The 21411-nt window shown below is 67.1% G+C and carries 19 protein-coding genes and 2 tRNA genes; 15 read left to right on the top strand and 6 right to left on the bottom strand.

Annotation, left to right across the window (positions count from 1 at the left end):
* Window positions 1–16: 16 nt before the first annotated feature.
* Window positions 17–1066 (bottom strand): DUF3592 domain-containing protein, encoded by a 1050-nt coding sequence (locus CFB39_RS17440; protein WP_089473752.1) that lies wholly within the window; start codon window positions 1064–1066, stop codon window positions 17–19.
* Window positions 1067–1253: 187 nt separating this feature from the next.
* A tRNA-Lys gene (locus CFB39_RS17435) sits at window positions 1254–1329 on the bottom strand.
* A 191-nt stretch (window positions 1330–1520) separates the two neighbouring features.
* On the opposite strand from CFB39_RS17435, the gene CFB39_RS17430 reads away from it, so the two are divergent.
* Both CFB39_RS17430 and CFB39_RS17425 read left to right on the top strand, forming a co-directional pair.
* On the top strand, window positions 1521–1925 hold the full coding sequence (locus CFB39_RS17430; protein ID WP_059232891.1) for a PaaI family thioesterase: 405 nt from the start codon (window positions 1521–1523) through the stop codon (window positions 1923–1925).
* 8 nt (window positions 1926–1933) lie between these two features.
* Window positions 1934–2800 carry a patatin-like phospholipase family protein gene (locus CFB39_RS17425; RefSeq protein ID WP_089473751.1) on the top strand — a complete coding sequence of 289 codons (867 nt, stop codon included), beginning with the start codon at window positions 1934–1936 and terminating at the stop codon, window positions 2798–2800.
* Window positions 2801–2850: 50 nt separating this feature from the next.
* Here the strand turns inward: CFB39_RS17425 and CFB39_RS17420 are convergent, their stop codons facing one another.
* A complete protein-coding gene (locus tag CFB39_RS17420) occupies window positions 2851–3864 on the bottom strand; it encodes a D-2-hydroxyacid dehydrogenase family protein (RefSeq protein WP_089426599.1) in 1014 nt (337 codons plus the stop codon).
* Window positions 3865–4290: 426 nt separating this feature from the next.
* Here CFB39_RS17420 and CFB39_RS17415 point away from each other — a divergent pair, with 426 nt between their 5' ends.
* Window positions 4291–5340, top strand: a complete 1050-nt coding sequence (locus CFB39_RS17415; protein ID WP_089426598.1) for a LysR family transcriptional regulator — start codon at window positions 4291–4293, stop codon at window positions 5338–5340.
* Between the two features lie 127 nt (window positions 5341–5467).
* Here the strand turns inward: CFB39_RS17415 and CFB39_RS17410 are convergent, their stop codons facing one another.
* The 3 genes from CFB39_RS17410 to dprA all read right to left on the bottom strand — a co-directional run bounded on the left by CFB39_RS17410 (window position 5468) and on the right by dprA (window position 10021).
* The gene (locus tag CFB39_RS17410) at window positions 5468–8065 is read right to left on the bottom strand and encodes a DNA topoisomerase III (protein ID WP_039353751.1); all 2598 of its coding nucleotides are present in this window, start codon (window positions 8063–8065) and stop codon (window positions 5468–5470) included.
* A gap of 192 nt (window positions 8066–8257) precedes the next feature.
* On the bottom strand, window positions 8258–8638 hold the full coding sequence (locus CFB39_RS17405) for a thioredoxin family protein (RefSeq protein ID WP_039353754.1): 381 nt from the start codon (window positions 8636–8638) through the stop codon (window positions 8258–8260).
* A 36-nt stretch (window positions 8639–8674) separates the two neighbouring features.
* Window positions 8675–10021 (bottom strand): DNA-processing protein DprA, encoded by a 1347-nt coding sequence (gene dprA, locus CFB39_RS17400; RefSeq protein WP_089473750.1) that lies wholly within the window; start codon window positions 10019–10021, stop codon window positions 8675–8677.
* Between the two features lie 185 nt (window positions 10022–10206).
* Between dprA and def the strand changes: the two genes are divergently transcribed.
* From def to queD, 12 genes are all read left to right on the top strand, one after another.
* Window positions 10207–10710: a peptide deformylase gene (gene def, locus CFB39_RS17395; RefSeq protein ID WP_006477461.1), complete on the top strand. Its 504-nt coding sequence runs from the start codon at window positions 10207–10209 to the stop codon at window positions 10708–10710.
* Between the two features lie 34 nt (window positions 10711–10744).
* Window positions 10745–11728: a methionyl-tRNA formyltransferase gene (gene fmt, locus CFB39_RS17390; RefSeq protein WP_089426595.1), complete on the top strand. Its 984-nt coding sequence runs from the start codon at window positions 10745–10747 to the stop codon at window positions 11726–11728.
* Window positions 11729–11848: 120 nt separating this feature from the next.
* Window positions 11849–12484, top strand: a complete 636-nt coding sequence (locus CFB39_RS17385) for a LysE family translocator (protein ID WP_089473749.1) — start codon at window positions 11849–11851, stop codon at window positions 12482–12484.
* Between the two features lie 101 nt (window positions 12485–12585).
* Window positions 12586–13443 carry a zinc metalloprotease HtpX gene (htpX, locus tag CFB39_RS17380; RefSeq protein WP_089473748.1) on the top strand — a complete coding sequence of 286 codons (858 nt, stop codon included), beginning with the start codon at window positions 12586–12588 and terminating at the stop codon, window positions 13441–13443.
* A 232-nt stretch (window positions 13444–13675) separates the two neighbouring features.
* Window positions 13676–15067, top strand: a complete 1392-nt coding sequence (rsmB, locus tag CFB39_RS17375; protein WP_089473747.1) for a 16S rRNA (cytosine(967)-C(5))-methyltransferase RsmB — start codon at window positions 13676–13678, stop codon at window positions 15065–15067.
* On the top strand, window positions 15064–15654 hold the full coding sequence (locus tag CFB39_RS17370; protein WP_039353770.1) for a DUF4390 domain-containing protein: 591 nt from the start codon (window positions 15064–15066) through the stop codon (window positions 15652–15654). The genes rsmB and CFB39_RS17370 overlap by 4 nt, the downstream gene beginning before the upstream one ends.
* Window positions 15644–18058: a sensor histidine kinase EsaS gene (gene esaS, locus CFB39_RS17365; protein WP_089473746.1), complete on the top strand. Its 2415-nt coding sequence runs from the start codon at window positions 15644–15646 to the stop codon at window positions 18056–18058. Before CFB39_RS17370 ends, esaS begins: the two co-directional genes overlap by 11 nt.
* On the top strand, window positions 18059–18760 hold the full coding sequence (gene esaR, locus CFB39_RS17360) for a response regulator transcription factor EsaR (protein ID WP_021163978.1): 702 nt from the start codon (window positions 18059–18061) through the stop codon (window positions 18758–18760).
* 61 nt (window positions 18761–18821) lie between these two features.
* Window positions 18822–18897: transfer RNA gene (locus CFB39_RS17355), tRNA-Phe, on the top strand.
* A 358-nt stretch (window positions 18898–19255) separates the two neighbouring features.
* Window positions 19256–19990 carry a 7-cyano-7-deazaguanine synthase QueC gene (gene queC / locus CFB39_RS17350; protein WP_089473745.1) on the top strand — a complete coding sequence of 245 codons (735 nt, stop codon included), beginning with the start codon at window positions 19256–19258 and terminating at the stop codon, window positions 19988–19990.
* A gap of 75 nt (window positions 19991–20065) precedes the next feature.
* Window positions 20066–20698, top strand: coding sequence for a 7-carboxy-7-deazaguanine synthase (gene queE / locus CFB39_RS17345; RefSeq protein ID WP_011353564.1), 633 nt, complete (start codon window positions 20066–20068; stop codon window positions 20696–20698).
* An 18-nt stretch (window positions 20699–20716) separates the two neighbouring features.
* Window positions 20717–21169 (top strand): 6-carboxytetrahydropterin synthase QueD, encoded by a 453-nt coding sequence (queD, locus tag CFB39_RS17340; protein ID WP_011353563.1) that lies wholly within the window; start codon window positions 20717–20719, stop codon window positions 21167–21169.
* Window positions 21170–21411: the final 242 nt, after the last annotated feature.

The following is a 21411-nucleotide window of genomic DNA, read 5'->3' as shown; positions in this document are numbered from 1 at the left end:
GGCCGGCGCGCGAGCGTCATGGGGCGATCTCGTGCGACCGATGCTCCGGCCACAGCGTCGCGGCGACGAACAGCCCGGCCGCGAGGAACGGCGCACCGATTGCGAGCAGGATGGCCGTGAGGCCCCAGCGATCCCAGAAGCGGTCGATGACCGCGCGCTCGGGGGTGACGGGGTCGTACAGCACGTTGACCGCTTCGCCTTCCTGCAGGCCCGGATGCGACGACGCCGCGCCCTGGGCGAACGTGATCCGGCGTCCGCTGTCGGTCGTGAACGCGACGATCGCCGAATACAGCGACGTGCGCGAGCGGGCCGACCGCGCATTTTTTGCGATCTCGACGACGTGGCCGGTCGAGCGCGCGTAGTGGTGGGCGATCTGCCACTGACGCAGGCCGGCTGCGCCGGCACCGGCAATGAAGCCCGTGCCGATCGTGATCGGAATCAGCACGATCGCGATATCCCAGCGGCGTCGCGCCTGCTTGCGCTCGGCCCGGGCGGGCGGCGCATCGGATTGCATGCGGTGGCGCTTGCCGGCGATCAGCAGGGCGCCGATCGCGAACGACGCGACGGCGAGCAGCGCCGCCACCGACGCCGGAAACCAGCGTTGCGCGAAATCGTCGATCAGCGCGGGGCGCTCGGGATGGACGGGATCGAGCAGGACCTCGACGTTTTCGCCGATGTCGTAGGCGGGGGTGGTCGACGCGGTATTGCCGGCGACCTCGCGGCGCTGACCGTCGTTCGCGAGATACGCGACGATCGGCCGGTACGCGCGCATCGCGTCGCTGTCCTGCACGATACGGACGACCGTGCCCGGCGTGCGGACCAGATGACCGGTCGCCTGCCCGGTCGTGACGGCGAGCACGCCTGCCAGTACGAGCAGTACGACGCCGAGCGCCATGGCGACAAGCGCGTCCTTACCCGGCATGGCCGGATCCGGTTCGTGCGTCGCACTGCGGATGCCGGTGTGATCGTGGGAGCGGCGTGTCCCGACGGACTCGCCGATATTGGCGCAACCAGGCTCTCTGAATGGTCGCGTCTCGGTTACATGCTTCCATGTCTGACGTCCCATGTTCTCTCAGTGCCGGCGGGCAAACGGCAGTGCCTGCGCCGGTCGTGTGATATTTGTCGGACGATTCTAGCGGAAACGATGTGGAACAGGCGTGCGATGGCGTACTGCGACAGGGCGCGCGCCGCGCGTGCGACGGCGGAAAAGGAAAAAGCCCGGTTAGCTTTCGCTAACCGGGCTTCGGAATTCCTGGTGGGGCGTGAGTGACTCGAACACTCGACCTACGGATTAAGAGTCCGCTGCTCTACCAACTGAGCTAACGCCCCCAACAGAAGAAAGATTATGCACGGGTATTTGAGGGCTTGCAAGCCCTTTCTGCAAATTTCCTGAAAATATTTCGTCACCGCTACAGCAGCTGTCGGCCCGATGACGAGCGATCGCAGTTTTCGCGCTCCCGGTATGATGACGCCACACGTGCTGCGCGGCGGTCGCGCAACGCTTTCTGGGCTTCCCGAAGATGGACGAAAACGCAGTCCGCGAATTGCTGGATCGCCTGCTGGCCCCCTGGGTCCGCTCGCTCGGTCTGGTCCCCGTGTCGATCGGCGACGACAGCGTCACGCTGCGCCTGCCGTTTTCCGGCGAATTCCGCCATTCGGGCGGCATCATCTGCGGCCAGGTGTTCACGGCGGCCGCCGACACCGCGATGGTGGTCGCGATCTCGGTCGCGCTCGGCGAGTTCCGGCCGATGACCACCGTATCGCTGAACACGAACTTCATGCGGCCCGTGCGCAAGGGTGATGTGCTCGTCACCGCACGCGTGCTGCGGATGGGCCGCAATCTCGTATTCGGCGAAGTCGAGCTGTTCGACGAGGACGGCAAGATGGCCGTTCACGCGACGTCGACCTACGCGCTCGTCAGCTGAGCGGCGCGATGTTCGACCAGATCGTCTTTGCGGGCGGCGGCAATCGCTGCTGGTGGCAGGCCGGCTTCTGGGACGTCGTCCAGCCGGCGCTCGGCCTGCGCCCGCGCGTGATCACCGGCATCTCGGCCGGCGCGGCGACCGCGTGCATGCTGTATACGCGCGACGCCGCCTGGGTGATGCGCTATTACGAAGAGGCGCTGCGCCACAACCGGAAGAACGCGTACTGGGGCAACCTGTTCGGGCGCGAGCCCGTGTTTCCGCATTACCGGATTTACCGCCAGGCGCTGCTCGACATCTACGGCGAGCCGTTCGCGAAGCTGGCCGCGGCGCCGGAGATCCGCATCGGCGTGTCGCACGTGCCGCGCTGGCTCGGCGCGCGCAGCGCGGTGGCCGCCGGGCTCGTCGCGTACAACATCGAGAAGTACGTGCGCAAGACGCTGCACCCGACGCTCGGGCGCTCGCTCGGCTTTCGGCCGGAATTCGTGCGCGCGCAGGCCTGCGCGCGCGTCGACGATCTCGCCGACCTGATCCTGCAGTCGTCCTGCACGCCGCCGTTCACGCCGGTGCTGCGCCGCGGCGGCCGGCCCGTGCTGGATGGCGGGATGGTCGACAACGTGCCGGTCGACGCGCTCGACCCGACGCCCGGCGACGTGCTGGTGCTCGTCACGCGGCTGTACCCGCGCCCGCAGATGTTCACGGTCGCGCACGGCGAGCAGCGGCGGCTGTACGTCCAGCCGTCGAGCAAGGTGTCTATTTCGAGTTGGGATTACACGAGCCCGTCGCAGATGCGGCATGCGTACGATCTCGGTCGGCGCGACGGCGAGCATTTCCTCACGCGCGTCGGCGCGATGACGGGCGGCCGCGTGGCCGCCTGACGACGGAAAGCAGGAAAGCGGGGCCGCGCGGCAGGCGCGGCCCGCGGCGCTCAGCGCACGCGGCGCGGCGTCAGTGCTTCCGGGTTGACGACGCTCGACATGTCGCCCTGGTCGAACGCCAGGATGTTCCGGAATGCCGCGCTGAAGTAGAGCTCGTAGCTTTCGCGCTCGACGTAGCCGATGTGCGGCGTGCAGATCACGTTTTCCATCCGCAGCAGGCTGTAGCCCTGCAGGATCGGCTCGCTTTCGAACACGTCGATCGCGACCATCCCCGGGCGGTTGTGCGACAGCGCGTTGACCAGTGCGTTTTCCTCGAGCAGTTCGGCGCGGCTCGTGTTGACGAGCAGCGACGTCGGCTTCATCCGCATCAGGTCTTCCTGCTTCACGATCCCGCGCGTGTCGTCATGCAGGCGCAGGTGCAGCGACAGCACGTCGCTCTGCTCGAACAGCGCTTCGCGGCTTTCGGCGGCCGTATAGCCGTCGGCGCGCGCGGCCTCGAGCGAATGCTCGCGGCCCCAGATCAGCACGTTCATCCCGAACGCCTTGCCGTAGCCGGCGACGAGCCGGCCGATCTTGCCGTAGCCCCAGATGCCGAGCGTCTGGCCGCGCAGCACCTGGCCGAGGCCGAAGTTCGGCGGCATCGCCGACGTCTTCAGGCCCGACTGTTGCCACGCGCCTTGCTTCAGGTTCGCGACGTACTGCGGAATACGGCGCTGGGCGGCCATCACGAGCGCCCAGGTCAGTTCGGCGGGGGCAATCGGCGAGCCCGTGCCTTCGAGCACAGCGATGCCGCGGTCGGTACACGCTTCGAGATCGATGTGGCTCGAAATGCGGCCGGTCTGGCTGATCATGCGCAGGTTCGGCAGCTTGGCGAGCAGTTGCGACGAAATCGGGGTCCGTTCGCGAATCAGCACGAGCGCCTCGACTTCCGCCAGACGGCTGGCGAGCTGTCCCAATCCGCGCACCGTATTGTTGAAGACCTTCACGTCGTGGTCGGCAAGCATCTCGAAGCAGTTCAGCTTGCGGACGGCGTCCTGGTAGTCGTCGAGGATGGCAATTTTCATGGTGAGCGGGTGTCGCGCGTTGAAAGCGGCGGTGGCGGCGGCGCACATCGCGCACCCGTCCCGCCCGGCCGGGGCCGACATGATGCTACGTCGGCCGCCTTCATGGTGTCTTTTTAACAGGTTGTTACGCTCCGCCGCAATTGGCGGCGGCCTGACCCGGCGCCGCTTGCGCGATGGGTGGAAGGGTGCGCTGTTGTGTCGCATCAAATACGTCCTTCCTGATTCGGCCACATACTCGACGAGGTTCACCCAATTGTTGCTCCAATCAGAATAATTGGATCAACTATCCGCAGAAGGCGAGGATTTTTGACTATTTTTATCGTCAACCGGGGCCTTGTTGAGCAACTCTGCATCATTTCCGCTGTCGTAGGAGAATTACGCATTTGCTTCATCTTTTTGAAGTTGTAACAGCGGCAGGAGTCGTTTATGGATCATTTGCAGTCGATGCGCGTGTTCGTCAAGGTTGCAGATCTCGGCAGTTTTGCGCGGGCCGCGAGTGCAATGGATATCTCCAACGCGGTCGCGACGCGTCACGTCGCCGATCTGGAAGGCCGGCTCGGCACGCGTTTGCTGAACCGCACCACGCGCAGCCTTTCCCTGACGGAGTCGGGCCAGGTCTATCTGGAGCGTGCTCGCCAGATCCTCGATGAGCTCGAGGACGTCGAGCAGATGGTCGTTGCGCGCAATCACGAGCCGGTCGGAACGTTGCGCATCGTTGCGCCTGTCGTGTTCGGCCTGCACAACCTCGCGCCCGTGTTGCAGTCGTACACGGAGAATTTCCCGAAAGTGGTGCCGGATCTCACGCTGGTCGACCGGCAGGTCGATCTCGTCGAGGAAGGCTTCGACGTCGGCATCGTCGTCACGCGCCAGATGCGCAGCGCGAGCATCGTCACGCGGCGCCTGACCACCGGCTGCATGACCGTGTGCGCGACGCCGAGCTACCTGGAGAAGCACGGCGTGCCGACCCATCCGGAGCATCTCGCCGAGCACCCGAGCCTGAGCCTGCCGACCGAATACTGGGGTGACGAGCGTGTGTTCACGGGGCCGGACGGCGAAGTGCGCGTGCGCCCGACCAATGTGATCGTCGCGAACAACACCGCGATGCTGCGCCAGTTCGCGCTGCTCGGGATGGGGGTCGCGATTCTGCCGAGCTACCTGATCGGCGGCGATATCGCGCGCGGCGCGCTCGTGCGGCTGCTGCCGGATTTCCGGCTGCCGCAGGTCGAGATCAACATCGCTTACCCGAGCCGGCGCCATCTGCCCGCGAAGGTGCGCACGTTCATCGACCACCTCGTCGAGCATTTCAGCCACTCGACCGACGCGACGATGGGCGAGCAGTGGGCCGCGCAGAGTTCGGCGCTCGCGCCGATCGGTGTCGAGACACGTGCCGAGCAGCCGGAAGCGGCCGACCCGAACCTGTCGCCGCGTCTGCCGCGTTCGCCGCGCACGCGCGTTGCGGCGCCGTCGCCGCTGTAACGGCGCGACGGCCGGGCGGCGGTTGCCGCCGGCACAAAAAAAACGCGGATCGAGCAATCGATCCGCGTTTTTTTATGGGTGCCTGCCCGAGTTCGGCCTGGCCGGGGGAGCCCCGGCCGTCAGGCCGTCACGAGCCCGTCTTGCGCGCCGTCGTCTTGCGGGCGGCGGTCTTGCGAGCCGGTGCCGGTTTCTCTTCGGCGCCTTCCGTCACGGTTTCGGCATCCTTCGTCGCCGATTTTGCCGTCTTCTTCGCGGCAGCGGCCTTCGGCTCCTTCTTCTCGAACTCGAAGCCGATCTTGCCGTCCGGCTGCTTCACGAGGAAGGCCTTGAAGTTGCGTCCCGTGCGCGACGACTTGAAGTTCGGCAGCAGATCCGTACGGCCGTCTGCCAGCAGCTTGCCCATCTGCTCGCGCGTGATTTCCTGCTGCAGGATCACCTTGCCGGAGCGGAAATCGCAGGTCTTCGGGTTGGCCACCGAGTGCTCGCACACGTAGCTCATCCCGTGCTCGAACACGCGGCCCTTGCACTTCGGGCACGCGCCGACCGGCTCCTGTGCGGAAAAGTCGGGCGCTTCGCCTTCCTCGCCGCCGGTGTCCTGGCCGAAATCGAACTCGAGCTTGTAGTTCTTCGTTTCGTCGTCGAAGGACAGCTTGAGGATCGCCGAGAACGGGCGGCCCATCTTGCTGCGGAAGCCGGACAGCGGGCCGATCGTCTTCTCGCGCAGCAGCTCCTCGACTTCCGCGATTTCGAACTGCCGGCTGCCCGGGATCTTCGAGATCGAGAATTCGCACTTCGTGCACGCGAAGCGGCGGTAATTTTCCTTCACCTGGCCGCCGCAGTTCGGGCACGGCGTCTCGAGCGTCGCGTAATCGCCGGGGATCGTGTCCGAATCGTATTCCTTCGCGCGCTTCACGATCTGCTGCGTCATGCGGGCGATTTCCTGCATGAACGCTTCGCGCCCGAGGTTGCCGCGCTCCATCTGCGACAGCTTGTATTCCCATTCGCCGGTGAGCTCGGGCGCGGTGAGTTCCTTCACGCCGAGCCCGCGCAGCAGCGTCATCAGCTGGAATGCCTTCGCGGTCGGGATCAGTTCGCGGCCTTCGCGCACGAGGTACTTCTCGCCGAGCAGGCCTTCGATGATCGCCGCGCGCGTGGCCGGCGTGCCGAGGCCCTTCGCGGCCATCGCCTCGCGCAGTTCGTCGTCCTCGACGAGCTTGCCCGCGCCTTCCATCGCGGACAGCAGCGTCGCTTCCGAGTAGCGTGCGGGCGGCTTCGTGACGAGCGCGACGGCGGCGATTTCGTCCGTCTTCACCTTCTCGTCCTTCTGCACCGGCACGAGGTTCGCATCCGCGCCTTCGGCGTCGCGGCCGTACACCTGCAGCCAGCCCGGCTCGACGAGCACCTTGCCTTCGGTCTTGAAGTGATGGCCGGCGACTTCGGTGATCCGCGTCGTGACGCGGAATTCGGCGGCCGGGAAGAACACGGCGAGGAAGCGCTTCACGACCATGTCGTACAGCTTCTGCTCCGGCTCGGACAGCGACTTCGGCGCCTGCAGCGTCGGGATGATTGCAAAGTGATCGCTGATCTTCGAGTTGTCGAAGATCCGCTTGTTCGGCTTCACCCAGCCCTTGTCGAGCACCTGCTTCGCATGCGGCAGGTAGTTGTTGCTCTCCTTGAGCATCTCGAGCGTGGACTGGACCGTCGACAGGTAGTCTTCCGGCAGTGCGCGCGCATCGGTACGCGGGTAGGTCAGCACCTTGTGCTTTTCATACAGTGCCTGCGCGAGGCCGAGCGTGTTCTTCGCGGAGAAGCCGAAGCGGCTGTTCGCTTCACGCTGCAGGCTCGTCAGGTCGAACAGCAGCGGCGACAGCTGCGTCGACGGCTTCGATTCCTCGGAGACCGTGCCGACCTGGTCGCGACACGCGGCGACGATCGTTTCGGCAGCCGGCAGGCTCCACAGGCGGGAGTCGCGCTTTTCCGGATCGAATTCGTCGCGCTTGAATTTCGGGTCGTACCACTTGCCTTCGTAGAAGCCGCCCGCGCATGCGAATTCGGCCTTCACTTCCCAGTAGTCGCGCGGGACGAAGCGGCGGATTTTCTCTTCGCGTTCGACGACGATCGACAACGTTGGCGTCTGAACGCGGCCAACTGTCGTCAGGAAGAAGCCGCCGCCCTTGCTGTTGAACGCGGTCATCGCGCGCGTGCCGTTGATCCCGACGAGCCAGTCGGCTTCCGAGCGGCAGCGTGCGGCGTCGGCGAGCGGCAGCATGTCCGCGTCGCTGCGCAGGTTCGCGAAGCCGTCGCGGATCGCCTGCGGGGTCATCGACTGCAGCCACAGGCGCTGGACCGGCTGTTTCGCCTTCGCGTGCTGCGCGATCAGGCGGAAAATCAGCTCGCCCTCGCGCCCCGCGTCACATGCGTTGATCAGGCGGTCGACGTCCTTGCGCTTCAACAGCTTGGTGAGCACCTTGAGGCGCGACTCGCTTTTTGCGATCGGGTTCAGGTCGAAATGCGGGGGGATGACGGGCAGATGCGCGAAGCTCCATTTCCCGCGCTTGACCTCGTACTCTTCCGGGGCGGCGATTTCCAGCAGGTGGCCGACAGCGGACGAAAGGACGAAATCGTCGCTCTCGTAATACTCGTCATGCTTGGTAAAGCCGCCCAAAGCGCGTGCGATGTCGTTCGCGACAGAAGGCTTTTCCGCAATGATCAGTGCTTTGGACATGACAGGTGTGTGTTGGTAGACCGGGTTCGCCGGTTGTGGGTCCCTTTTACGACCGCTTTATAGCACACGCCGCAGCAATGGCGGCTCAGCGCGTAAAAAGCGGCTCATCATAGAGGGGGGGCGCAACGGCGGCAAGCGCCCGGCGCGGCGGGGCGCGCAAACGCGCGCAAAACCACCGGCCGGCTCGCGAATTCAGGCTTCGACGGCCAGGATGTTGCGCAATTTCGGTGCGTGCGGCGCACCGGGTACCGCGCTCAGGTCGGACAGCATCCGCTCGACGATCGCCGCGTGCGGCAGCACCGTGCCGAAGAAGCGGGCGGTGTGGGTATCTTCGATCAGGATCGTCGGGAAGTTCTCGACGTCGAGATCGTCGAGCTGGTCGGCATGCGTTTCGATGTCGATCCAGGCGAAGCAGGCATCCGGATGCGCGTCGGCGAGCTGGTCGAAGGCCGTCCGGTAGTCGCGGCACGTGCCGCACCACTCGGCGCACAGGCAGGCGACGAGCAACGTGCCGGGATCGGCGAGGCGCTCGGCGATCCGATCCGCATCGGTGTCGAGATTCAGCGCGGGCATGGGTTTCCTTGGGTATCGTCGGCGGCCTTGCCGCCCCTATGCGGGGGAATGTAGCACGCCGTCCACGGGCGAGGTGCGCGCTGCGTCAAGCCGCGCGAAGCGTCCGCCCGGGAGGCTGGCGACGCGGCCGGCCAGTTCCAGCGCCAGCAGCGCGCGGTGCAGCACGTCGTCAGGCAGGCCGCTGTGCTCGGCGAGCCATTCGTAGGTGACGGGGCCGTATCCCAATGCGGCAAGCACGGTCTGCTCTGCCGGGGTGGCGGGCAGCGGTGGCGCCGGCGATGGTGCTTCGTCTCGGGCGGACGCGGTGGCCGGAACGGCATCGCCATAGTGGATAACATCGGCCGCGGCACGCTGAGTGGCGGTTTCGGTTTCGCGGAGGCTGCCGGTGCCCGCGCACGGATGCCCGGAGCACGCCGCACCGCCTGCCGTGCCGGCTTTCGATTCGCCCAGCCCGTATTCCTCGAGCACGTCGAGCGGCGCCGCCGTGAGCTTCGCGCCGTCGCGGATCAACGCGTGGCAGCCCTGCGCCAGCGGCGCATGGATCGAGCCCGGCATGGCGAACACATCGCGCCCCAGTTCGTTCGCGAGCCGCGCGGTGATCAGCGAGCCGGAGCGCGGCGCGGCCTCGACGACGAGCGCGCCGATCGCGAGCGCGGCGATCAGCCGGTTGCGCTGCGGGAAGTGCGCGGCCCGGGCTGGTGTGCCGAGCGGCCATTCCGACACGATCGCGCCGTGCGCGGCGATCTCGTGGGCGAGCGCGCGGTGCCGCGCCGGATAGACGAGATCGGCGCCGGTCGCGATCACCGCGACCGTGCCCGACCGGCCGTCGAGCCCGCCACGATGTGCGGCGGCGTCGATCCCGAGCGCGAGGCCCGATACGATCGGCAGCCCGGCGTCGGACAGTTCGCGTGCGAAGTGCGTTGCGTCGGCGAGCCCTTGCGGCGTGGCGTGGCGGCTGCCGACCACGGCGAGACTGCGCGCATGCAGCAGGTCGAGCCGGCCCTTTACATATAGCAGCAGCGGCGGATCGTGCAGGTCGCGCAACCGCGGCGGGTAGGCCGGATCGTTGAGCGTGACGAGCGCATTGCCCGGCGCGTCGAGCCACGCGAGCGCGGCGTCGGTGCGCGCGTCGAGATCGCCGCGCTCGCTTGCGCGCACGGCCAGGGCGGCGGCAGCGCTGGTGACGGCGGCGATGGCGTGGTCGGGCGCACGCAGCAGCGCGTCCGGCGAGCTGAACGCATCGAGCAGGGCCTGCAGCGCGGCGGGGGCGAGGCCGGGCGCATGCGCGAGCTGCAGCCACGCGCGCACGGCAGAGGGGCTCAGCGCTTGCGGCGACATGAGGCGCCCCTCGAATGCGGTGGCCAGCGGACCGCGTGGCGCCATGATAAAATTTTCATCATCCGAAATACTCGACAGGGCCGCGCGCGCAGGCGCCCGGCCAATTGCAGGAGGCGTGATCCGCGGCATTGATTCGCCGCGCGTCCGCCTCATCTTCATTGCATCCCGGCGGCAGCGCCAGCCGGCCGGATGGCCGATGCGGCACGCCGCTCCACCGAATACCGAACGCCATGGCTTTACTCAATATTCTTCATTACCCCGACAAGCGGCTGCACAAGGTCGCGAAGCCCGTCGACAAGGTCGACGACCGGATCCGCAAGCTCGTCGCCGACATGGCCGAGACCATGTATGCGGCGCCAGGGATCGGCCTTGCCGCCACGCAGGTCGACGTGCACGAGCGCGTGATCGTGATCGACGTCTCCGAGGAGAAGAACGAGCTGCGCGCGTTCATCAACCCGGAGATCGTGTGGTCGAGCGATGCAAAGCAGATCTATGAAGAGGGCTGCCTGTCGGTGCCCGGCATCTACGACGAAGTCGAGCGTCCCGATCATGTGCGCGTGCGCGCGCTCAACGAGCAGGGCGAGACTTTCGAGCTCGACTGCGAGGGCCTGCTGGCCGTGTGCGTCCAGCATGAGATGGATCACCTGATGGGGCGCGTGTTCGTCGAATACCTGTCGCCGCTCAAGCAGACGCGCATCAAGACGAAGATGAAGAAACTCGAACGCGCGATGTAACGCGCGTTCGCCTTGCCCGACCCCGAACGCTGTCATGACCCATACGTTGCGCGTAGTTTTTGCCGGCACGCCGGAATTCGCCGCGGCTGCCCTCGCCGCGATCCACGAGGCCGGTTTTCCGGTGCCGCTCGTGCTCACCCAGCCCGATCGCCCTGCCGGGCGCGGGATGAAACTGCAGGCGAGCGCGGTGAAGCGCTACGCCGTCGAGCACGGGATGCCCGTCGCGCAACCGCCGTCGCTGCGCCGGGCGGGCAAGTACCCGGCCGAGGCGGCCGACGCGATCGAGCTGCTGCGCTCGACGCCGCATGACGTGATGGTGGTTGCCGCCTACGGCCTGCTGCTGCCGCAGGAAGTGCTCGACATTCCGCGCGCCGGCTGCATCAACATTCACGCGTCGCTGCTGCCGCGCTGGCGCGGCGCCGCGCCGATCCACCGCGCGATCGAGGCCGGCGACGCCGAGACGGGCGTCACGCTGATGCAGATGGACATCGGCCTCGACACCGGCGCGATGATCGAGGAAGCGCGCATCGCGATCGCGCCCGACGAGACGACCGCGACGCTGCACGACCGGCTCGCCGCCGAAGGCGCGCGACTGATCGTCGACGCACTCGTGCAGCTCGAGCGCGACGGCGTGCTGCCGGCGACGCCGCAGCCGGCCGACGGCGTGACCTATGCGGAAAAGATCGGCAAGCACGAAGCGGCGCTCGACTGGCGCAAGCCGGCCGACGTGCTTGCGCGCCAGGTGCGTGCGTTCGATCCGTTCCCGGGCGGCGTCGCGACGCTCGACGGCGCGGCGATCAAGCTGTGGGCAGCCGAGCCGGTGGCGGCGCGCGGCGACGCGGCGCCCGGCACGATCGTCGAAGCCGCGCCGGAAGGCGTGGTCGTCGCGTGCGGCAGCGGTGCGCTGCGCGTCACGCAATTGCAGAAGCCGGGCGGCAAGCGGCTGCCCGCGCGCGAATTCCTGGCCGGCTCGCCGCTCGCCGCGGGCCAGCGTTTCGCGCTGACCGACGTTGCCTGACGCGGCCTGACCGCCATTCGACACGGCCTGCCCGGCGTGCGCAATCGGCCGGATGGCCGAGTCGCGCGGCGCGGCAGGCGCGCGTAGAATTTCCCTGCGCTCCCCGGTTTCGAGGTTTTCATGTTCGGCATCACCCATTTCGGCTTCTTCGTGCTGGCAGTCTTCCTGCTGAACGTCACGCCCGGCCCCGATACGGCCTATATCGTCGGCCGCAGCGTCGCGCAGGGCCGCGGCGCGGGGCTGATGTCGGCGTTCGGCATTTCGGCCGGCTGCTGCGTTCACGCGCTCGCCTGCGCATTCGGCCTGACCGCGCTGCTCGCGGCGTCGGCTGCCGCATTCACGGTGATCAAGCTGGTCGGCGCCGCCTACCTGATCTACCTGGGGGTGCGGATGATCATCGCGAAGCAGGCGGCCGAGCCGTCGGGCACGGCGGCCACGCAAGCCGCGAAGCCGCTGCGCCAGCTGTTCATGCAGGGCTTCTGGACCAACGTGCTGAACCCGAAGGTCGTGCTGTTCTTCGTGTCGTTCTTCCCGCAGTTCGTGTCGGCCGACAGCCCGCACAAGGCATGGGCGTTCCTGACCCTCGGCGGTGTGTTCGTCGCGATGAGCACGGTGTGGACCAGCCTCGTCGCGTGGGTCGCGGGCAGTGTCACGGCCCGCTTCTCCGGCAAGCCGGGCGTCAAGAAGTGGCTCGACCGCACGGTCGGCAGCGCTTTCGTCGGCCTCGGTCTTCGTCTTGCAACCTCGCAACGGTGAGATTGAATTTTTCCGGCAAGACCTTATCTAACAAAACGCTTACAGTTTTCCACCGCGCCCTTTTGATGCGCGGCGGGTCCCCTGACGGATAAGGAGTGGGTATGTTCAATTGGGTCAAAACGGCGATGCTGATGGCCGCGATCACGGCCCTGTTCATCGTGATCGGCGGGATGATCGGCGGCTCGCGGGGCATGACGATCGCGCTGCTGTTCGCGCTCGGCATGAATTTCTTCTCTTACTGGTTCTCGGACAAGATGGTGCTGCGCATGTACAACGCGCAGGAAGTCGACGAGAACACGGCGCCGCAGTTCTACCGGATGGTGCGCGAGCTGACCACGCGCGCGAACCTGCCGATGCCGCGCGTCTACCTGATCAACGAGGATGCGCCGAATGCGTTCGCAACGGGCCGCAACCCCGAGCACGCGGCAGTCGCCGCCACGACGGGCATCCTGCGCGTGCTGTCGGAGCGCGAGATGCGCGGCGTGATGGCGCACGAGCTCGCACACGTGAAGCACCGCGACATCCTGATCTCGACGATCACCGCGACGATGGCGGGCGCGATCTCGGCCATCGCGAACTTCGCGATGTTCTTCGGCGGTCGCGACGAGAATGGCCGGCCGGCCAACCCGATCGCGGGTATCGCGGTTGCGCTGCTCGCACCGATCGCAGGCGCGTTGATCCAGATGGCGATTTCGCGGGCACGCGAGTTCGAGGCCGACCGCGGCGGCGCGCAGATTTCCGGCGATCCGCAATCGCTCGCGACCGCGCTCGACAAGATCCATCGCTACGCGGCGGGCATCCCGTTCCAGGCGGCCGAACAGCATCCGGCCACCGCGCAGATGATGATCATGAACCCGCTGCACGGTGGCGGCCTGCAGAATCTGTTCTCGACGCACCCGGCCACCGAGGAACGCATCGCGCGCCTGATGGAGATGGCGCGTACCGGCCGCTTCGACTAAGCCACGGCTCACAGTGCGGCAGTTGCCGCGCGGGGGCCGTCACACCACCCCGCACGCTTCGCGCTGCGGGGTGTTTCATTTGCGCGTGCCGTAAAGGGGCCAAAGGGCCTGCAGCATCGCAGGCTACAATGCCCGGTTTGGGGTTGCAGGGCCCACGGGCGCCGCGATCCCGCCGTTTGCCGCATTGGCTTGCTGTGCCTGTTGGCCGCGCTTGTTTGCCGAATTTGCTCCGATGACACGAACCCGTTCTACCGCTCCGTCTTCTTCCGGCCGCCCGGCGCGCCTGTCCGCGCTGCATCTCGCGCCCGATTCGCTCGGCTTCGCCCTCGACGCGGCCGCGCAGGCGGTCGATGCGGTGCGGCGCGGCACCGCGCTGCCGGCGGCGCTGTCGGCGGTATTCGCGCAGATGCCGTCCGGTGCGCAGGCGCTCGCGCGCGGGGCGACGCAGGACGTCGCTTACCGGACGATGCGCCGTCTCGGCAGTGCGGACTGGCTGATCGGCCGGCTCATCAGCAAGGCGCCGCCCGCCTACGTGCACGCGGTGCTCGCTGGCGCGTTCGCGCTGCTGCTCGACCCGGCGGACGAGGCCGCGTATCCGGCGTTCACGGTGGTCGACCAGGCCGTGACCGTGATCGGCGCACGCCGCGAATGCGCGTTCGCGAAGGGGATGGTCAACGCGGTGCTGCGCCGTTTCCTGCGCGAGCGCGACACGCTCGTCGCGGCGCTGCAGGACGATGTCGTCGCGCGCTGGAACTACCGCGCGTGGTGGGTCGCTTCGGTGCAGCGCGCGTGGCCCGACGCATGGCAGGCGATCCTCGCGGCCGGCGAGCGGCAAGGGCCGCTGACGCTGCGCGTGAACGCGCGCCGCGCGAGCGTCGACGCGTATCTCGAGACGCTGCGTGAAAACGGGATCGAAGCGACCGCGATCGGCCGGCATGCGGTGCGGCTCGCGTCGGCGCTGCCGGTCGATCGCATTCCGGGGTTTGCCGACGGTGTCGTGTCGGTGCAGGACGCCGGCGCGCAGCTCGCCGCCGAATGGCTCGGTGCGCGCGACGGCATGCGCGTGCTCGACGCATGCGCGGCGCCCGGCGGCAAGACCGGTCATATTCTCGAATTGGCCGATGCGGAAGTCGTTGCGCTGGAAAGCGACGCCGCGCGCGCGGCACGGATTGGCGAGAACCTCGTGCGGCTGTCGCTCGAAGCGGACGTGCGTGTCGGCGATGCGGGTGCGCCCGACTCTTGGTACGACGGGCGCCCGTTCGACCGCATCCTTGCCGACGTGCCGTGCTCGGCGTCCGGCATCGTGCGTCGGCACCCCGACATTCGCTGGCTGCGCCGCGAGGCCGACATCCCGGCGCTCGTCGCGGAACAGCGCCGCATCCTGGCGGCGTTGTGGCCGCTCGTGAAGCCGGGCGGCGAACTGCTTTACGTGACCTGTTCGGTCTTCCCCGAGGAAGGCGAACTGCAGGCCCGCTGGTTTGAAGCGGCCTGTGAAGATGCGGTACGATTGGACGCCCCCGGCCAGCTGCTGCCGGGCGGAGTGCAGGGAGGGGCGGCCGCCGGCGCACTCGACCAGAACACCGATCACGACGGATTTTTCTACGCGCGGTTTCAGAAACGGTGACGATCAAACACCTTTTTCCACTTCGGCTCGCGGCCGTCCTGATGGTCGCGTTGACGCTGTGTCTGGCCGTCGTCCGGCCGGCGCATGCCGAGTCGATCGCCGTGCAGCGCGCGTCGCTCCAGTCCGACGGAAGCGGCTGGGCGCTCGACGCACGCTTCGATTTCGAGCTGAACCCGAACCTCGAGGATGCCGTCAACAAGGGCATTCCGCTTTATTTCACGACCGACTTCGAGTTGAGCCGTGCGCGCTGGTACTGGTTCGACGAGCAGCCGGTGGCGGTGACGCAGACGATCCGCCTGTCGTTCCAGCCGCTCACGCGCGAGTATCGCGTGTCGACGGGCGGCCTGCAGCTCGGTTTCCCGTCGCTGAAGGACGCGCTCGCGGTCGTCAGGCACATCACGTCGTGGCACGTGATCGACCGCAACCAGGTGCGCGCCGGTGAAACCTACACGGCGTCGGTGCGGATGCAGCTCGATACGGCGCTGATGCCGAAGCCGTTCCAGGTCGATGCCGTGAACAACCGCGACTGGACGCTCGGGTCCGACTGGAAGCGCTTCAACTTCACGGTGACCGAACGTGCTAAATAAAGTGCGCCGCGCGGCCAGCGGGAAGAGCCTCCTCATCCGCGTGATCGTCTCGACGGTCGCGCTGACCGCGCTGCTGCTGCTCGTGCTGCTCGCGGCCGCGAGCGCGAACACCGAATTCTTCGACCGCTACTACTCGTGGCTGTACGCGACGAACATCGTCGTCGCGCTCGTGTTCCTGCTCGTGGTGCTCGGGCTGATCGGGATGATCGTCGTGCGCCTGAGGAAGGGCAAGTTCGGCACGCGGCTGCTCGCGAAGCTCGCGGTGTTCTTCGCGCTCGTCGGCGTGGTGCCGGGCGGGATCATCTACATCGTGTCGTACCAGTTCGTGTCGCGCAGTATCGAGTCGTGGTTCGACGTGAACGTCGAGACGGCGCTGACGGCCGGCCTGAACCTCGGCCGCGGGATGCTCGATGCGTCGCTGTCCGATCTGCAGACGAAGGCGCGGCTGATGTCCGACCAGCTCGCGAGCGTCGATGCGAACACCAACGGCACGACACTCACGCTGCTGCGCCTGCGCGACCAGTTCGGCGTGCAGGACGCGACGATCGTCGAGCCGAGCCGCGGCGGCTCGGGTGCGTCCCCCGACCTGCACATCGTCGCGCAGGCGTCGGGCAATTTCGCGGCACTGATTCCGGACGACCTGCCGACGCCGCTGATGCTGAACCAGGCGCGCGAACACGGCGCGTACGCGGCGATCGAGGGTGAAGTCGACGGCGACCCGCGCGCGCACGGCGCGAAGGGGGCGCTGCGGTTGCGCGTCGTGCGGCCGATTCCCGATGCATCGACGTCGTTGCTGCAGCCGGCGGAACGCTTCCTGCAGCTCACGCAGCCGGTGCCGCCGACGCTTGCCCACAACGCGGACGCCGTGCAGCGCGCGTATCGCGAGTACCAGGAAAAGTCGCTGGGCCGCACGGGGCTGCGCAAGATGTACATCGGCACGCTGACGCTTGCGCTGTTCCTCGCGACCTTCATCGCGATGATGCTCGCGCTCGCGCTCGGCCAGCAGCTCGCGCGGCCGCTGTTCCTGCTCGCGCAGGGCACGAAGGAGGTCACGGAAGGCGACTACACACCGAAGCGCGAGATCAAGACGCGCGACGAGCTCGGCTTCCTCACGCAGTCGTTCAACGCGATGACGCGCCAGTTGTCCGAGGCGCGGCTCGCGGTCGAGAAGAACCGCGTCGCGCTCGAGCATTCGAAGACGTATCTCGAGAGCATCCTCGCGAACCTGACGGCCGGCGTGTTCGTGCTCGACCGCCAGTTCCGGCTGACGACGGCCAATCGCGGCGCCGAGCGGATCTTCCGGCAGCCGTTCAACACGCTGATCGGCACGACGCTCGACCGGATCGGCGTGGCCGCCGGGTTCGGCGCGATGGTGCGCAAGGCGTTCGCCGATCGCGAGGCGGCATCCGACGGCGGCAGCGGCGATCGCGGCCACTGGCAGCAGCAGTTCGCGATCGAGGTGCCGGGCGAAGCCGATCCGCTGACGTTGCTCGTGCGCGGCACGCGCCTCGTGTCGACGGTCGAGGGGCAGGCCGACGATCCGCAGACGTCCGGTTACGTCGTCGTGTTCGACGACATCTCCGACGTGATTTCCGCGCAGCGTTCGGTCGCGTGGGGCGAGGTCGCGCGCCGGCTCGCGCACGAGATCAAGAATCCGCTGACGCCGATTCAGCTGTCGGCGGAGCGGCTGCAGATGAAGCTCTCCGACAAGCTCGCCCCGCCCGATGCCGATGTGCTCAAGCGCGGCGCGACGATGATCGTCAATCAGGTCGCCGCGATGAAGCGCATGGTCGACGATTTCCGCGAATACGCGCGCACGCCGCCGGCGGTGCTCTCGAACCTGCAGTTGAACGAACTGGCGAGCGAGGTGCTGGGGCTGTACGGGGTGGGCGAAGGCAAGAGCGCGATCGTCGCCGAGCTCGCGCCGTCGCTGCCGGTGATACGCGGTGATGCGACGCAACTGCGCCAGGTGATTCACAACCTGCTGCAGAATGCGCAGGATTCGGTCGCGGAGTCGGCGCATCCGCGTGTGTTGATCGAAACCAAGACAGTAGAATATGGCGATCCCGACGCCGAGGGCAAAACGCGCGTCGCGGTACGTCTTACCGTGTCCGACAACGGGCCCGGTTTTCCGGCGCGCATCCTGACTCGCGCGTTCGAGCCTTATGTGACGACGAAGGCGAAGGGCACGGGTCTGGGGTTGGCCACGGTCAAGAAGATCGTCGATGAGCACGGTGCGCGGATCGATCTGCGCAATCGCATGCACGGCGAGACCGTCGAGGGTGCGCAGGTGTCGATCCTGTTCCTGCAGATGGCGAGCGATGCGCCAGGCGCCGAATCGGGCGTGCAGGACGGGGCGGCCCCCGCCAAGACAAAAGCAAGTGAGCAGACAAAGGCAGCGTAAATGGCAACCATCCTGGTGGTAGATGATGAAATGGGCATCCGGGAATTGCTCTCGGAGATCCTCAGCGATGAAGGACACGTCGTCGAGGCGGCGGAGAACGCGCAGGCCGCGCGGGAATACCGGTTGAATCAGGCGCCCGATCTCGTGCTGCTCGATATCTGGATGCCCGATACCGACGGCGTGACGTTGCTCAAGGAGTGGGCGGCGCAGGGGCTGCTGACGATGCCCGTGATCATGATGTCCGGGCACGCGACGATCGATACGGCCGTCGAGGCGACGAAGATCGGCGCGCTCGATTTCCTCGAGAAACCCATCGCGCTGCAGAAGCTGCTGAAGTCCGTCGAGCACGGTCTCGCCCGCGGTGCGGCGCCGGTGTCCGCGAACGCGGCGGCGAAGGCCGGTGCGGGGCAGGCGGCGGGGCCCGCGGCGGTGGCGTCCGCGGCCGCGCTGCCGACGCTCGGCGACGACATGGCTTCGGCACTCGGCCTCGCGGGCCAGACGGCCGCGATCCCGTTCGACATCCCGTTGCGCGAAGCGCGCGATGCGTTCGAGCGCGCGTACTTCGAATATCACCTCGCGCGCGAAAACGGCAGCATGACGCGCGTCGCGGAGAAGACGGGCCTCGAGCGCACGCACCTGTATCGCAAGCTCAAGCAGCTTGGTGTCGAGCTCGGCAAGAAGCCGTCCGAAGGCGCCGTATAAAATATTTCGTGAAAGTACTTGATCAAGTAACGAAGGGTGGATATACTTTCTCTTCTTCGTTGGCCCGGTAGCTCAGTTGGTAGAGCAGCGGATTGAAAATCCGCGTGTCGTTGGTTCGATTCCGACCCAGGCCACCAGAATTAAAACCCCAAGAATCGGAAGGTTCTTGGGGTTTTTCGTTTGTGGTGGGGTTTGCGTGATGCATGACGTGGGATGGCGTGCCCGGCAGTGTTCATGAGGGCATGATAAAATCCGTGTCCGCTCAATAACTTAGCGCATCGCTTCATGCGCACGGCAGGCTGCCAGCGTGGCGCCGCCGTGGCGCGCGGCAACGATGCCGCGCGATGGGCGGTATAAGCGCTCCGCCGCGTTCGCGGCCGATTGCGCTGCCTATACTGGTCGAGCCGGCCCAGGCCGGCACGCGTCGGGCCGCCCGGCGGCAGCCGGCCCCGGGGCGCAGCGCGACGCGAGCCTACACATTCACGGAGTATCACGGTGATTCGGACAGACGCTAAAGACGGCGCGCTCGTGTTGTTTTCCGGCGGGCAGGACTCGGCCACGTGCGTGGCATGGGCCCTCGAACGCTACCAGACGGTCGAGACGCTCGGCTTCGATTACGGCCAGCGCCACCGCGTCGAGCTCGAATGTCGCGAAGGCGTGCGCGAAGCGCTGAGGCGTGACTTTCCCGCCTGGTCGGACCGGCTCGGCGACGATCACATGATCGACCTGTCGGTGCTCGGCGCGATCAGCGATACCGCGATGACGCGCACGATCGAGATCGAGACGACGGCGAACGGCCTGCCGAACACGTTCGTGCCGGGCCGCAACCTGATGTTCATGACGATCGCCGCGGCGATCGCCTATCGCCGCGGGCTGCGCGTGCTGGTCGGCGGGATGTGCGAGACGGATTTCTCGGGCTATCCCGACTGCCGCGACGACACGATGAAGGCGCTGCAGGTCGCGCTGAACCTCGGGATGGATACGCGCATGGTGCTCGAGACGCCGCTGATGTGGCTCGACAAGGCGCAAACCTGGCAGCTCGCCGAACAGCTCGGCGGCGAAGCGCTCGTCGAACTGATCCGCGTCGAGACGCACACGTGCTACGTGGGCGAGCGCGCGGAACTGCACGACTGGGGCTTCGGCTGTGGCGAATGCCCGGCCTGCAAGCTGCGCAAGCGCGGCTACGAGGCCTACCTGAAGGGCGAGCGGGTGACCGAGGCGCCGCTGTGATGCAGCGGCAACGGCAGCGCCTGGTGATTAACGGATTCTGATCGACAACGAGCGGCGCGAGCCGGACGAAGGACGATGACTTACGCGGTCAAGGAAATTTTCTACACGTTGCAGGGCGAGGGCGCGAACGCGGGCCGGCCGGCCGTGTTTTGCCGGTTCGCCGGCTGCAACCTGTGGTCGGGCCGCGAAGAGGATCGTGCGGAGGCCGTGTGCCGCTTCTGCGATACCGACTTCGTCGGCACCGACGGCGAGAACGGCGGCAAGTTCAAGGATGCCGAAGCGCTCGTCGCGACGATCGCCGGCCTGTGGCCGGAGGGCGAGGCGCACCGCTTCGTCGTCTGCACGGGCGGCGAGCCGATGCTGCAGCTCGACCAGCCGCTCGTCGATGCGCTGCATGCGGCCGGCTTCGAGATCGCGATCGAGACCAACGGCTCGCTGCCGGTGCTCGAATCGATCGACTGGATCTGCGTGAGCCCGAAGGCCGACGCGCCGCTCGTCGTCACGAAGGGCAACGAGCTGAAGGTCGTGATCCCGCAGGACAACCAGCGGCTCGCCGACTACGCGAAGCTCGACTTCGAGTATTACCTCGTCCAGCCGATGGACGGCCCGTCGCGCGACCTCAATACGAAGCTCGCGATCGACTGGTGCAAGCGTCATCCGCAGTGGCGGCTGTCGATGCAGACCCACAAATATCTGAACATTCCCTGAGCCCCGGCTTTTGACATCGTGCTGATTACCCGAAAACTCGAATTCGACGCGGGCCACCGCATTCCCGACCACCGCAGCCAGTGCCGGAACCTGCATGGCCATCGCTATGTGCTCGAAGTCACGCTGCGCGGCGATCTCGTCGATACCGAGGGGGCGCCCGACCGCGGCATGGTGATGGATTTCGCCGACGTGAAGGCGCTCGCGATGGAGCACCTGGTCGGCAAGTGGGACCACGCGTTCCTGGTCTATGCGCGCGACGACGTCGTGCGCTCGTTCCTCGAGCAGATGGCCGACCACAAGACGGTCGTGATCGACCGGATTCCGACCGTCGAGAACCTCGCGGCGATCGCGTTCGACATCCTCGCGAACGTGTACGACGCGCACTACGGCGTGAACCTGCGGCTCGAGCGCGTGCGCCTGTACGAAACGCCGAACTGCTGGGCCGACGTCGAGCGCCAGCCCGGCCGCTGATCCCGCCTTCCCGGCCGCCCCGCCACCCGGCGCGGGCTGCCTGACGCCGCATCCTGCGGCCCCGTCCCGCCTCGCTCCCCGTCCGTTCCCACATTTCGCGTAACGCCGCGCTATGATCGTTGCGTGGCGCCGAAAAACGCCGCCGTGCGCGGGTCGTGCGGCCGGCGCTGTCAGATCGGCCGCCCATGGCCGACCAACGTTCCAGGGCCCGGTCCTGGCGCCGCCGTGCTTCGCTGCCCGGT

This window comes from Burkholderia sp. AU6039 (assembly GCF_002223365.1).
Taxonomy (GTDB): domain Bacteria; phylum Pseudomonadota; class Gammaproteobacteria; order Burkholderiales; family Burkholderiaceae; genus Burkholderia.
The sequence above is the reverse complement of the archived record's forward strand: the minus strand, read 5'-3'. Positions and strand labels throughout refer to the sequence as shown.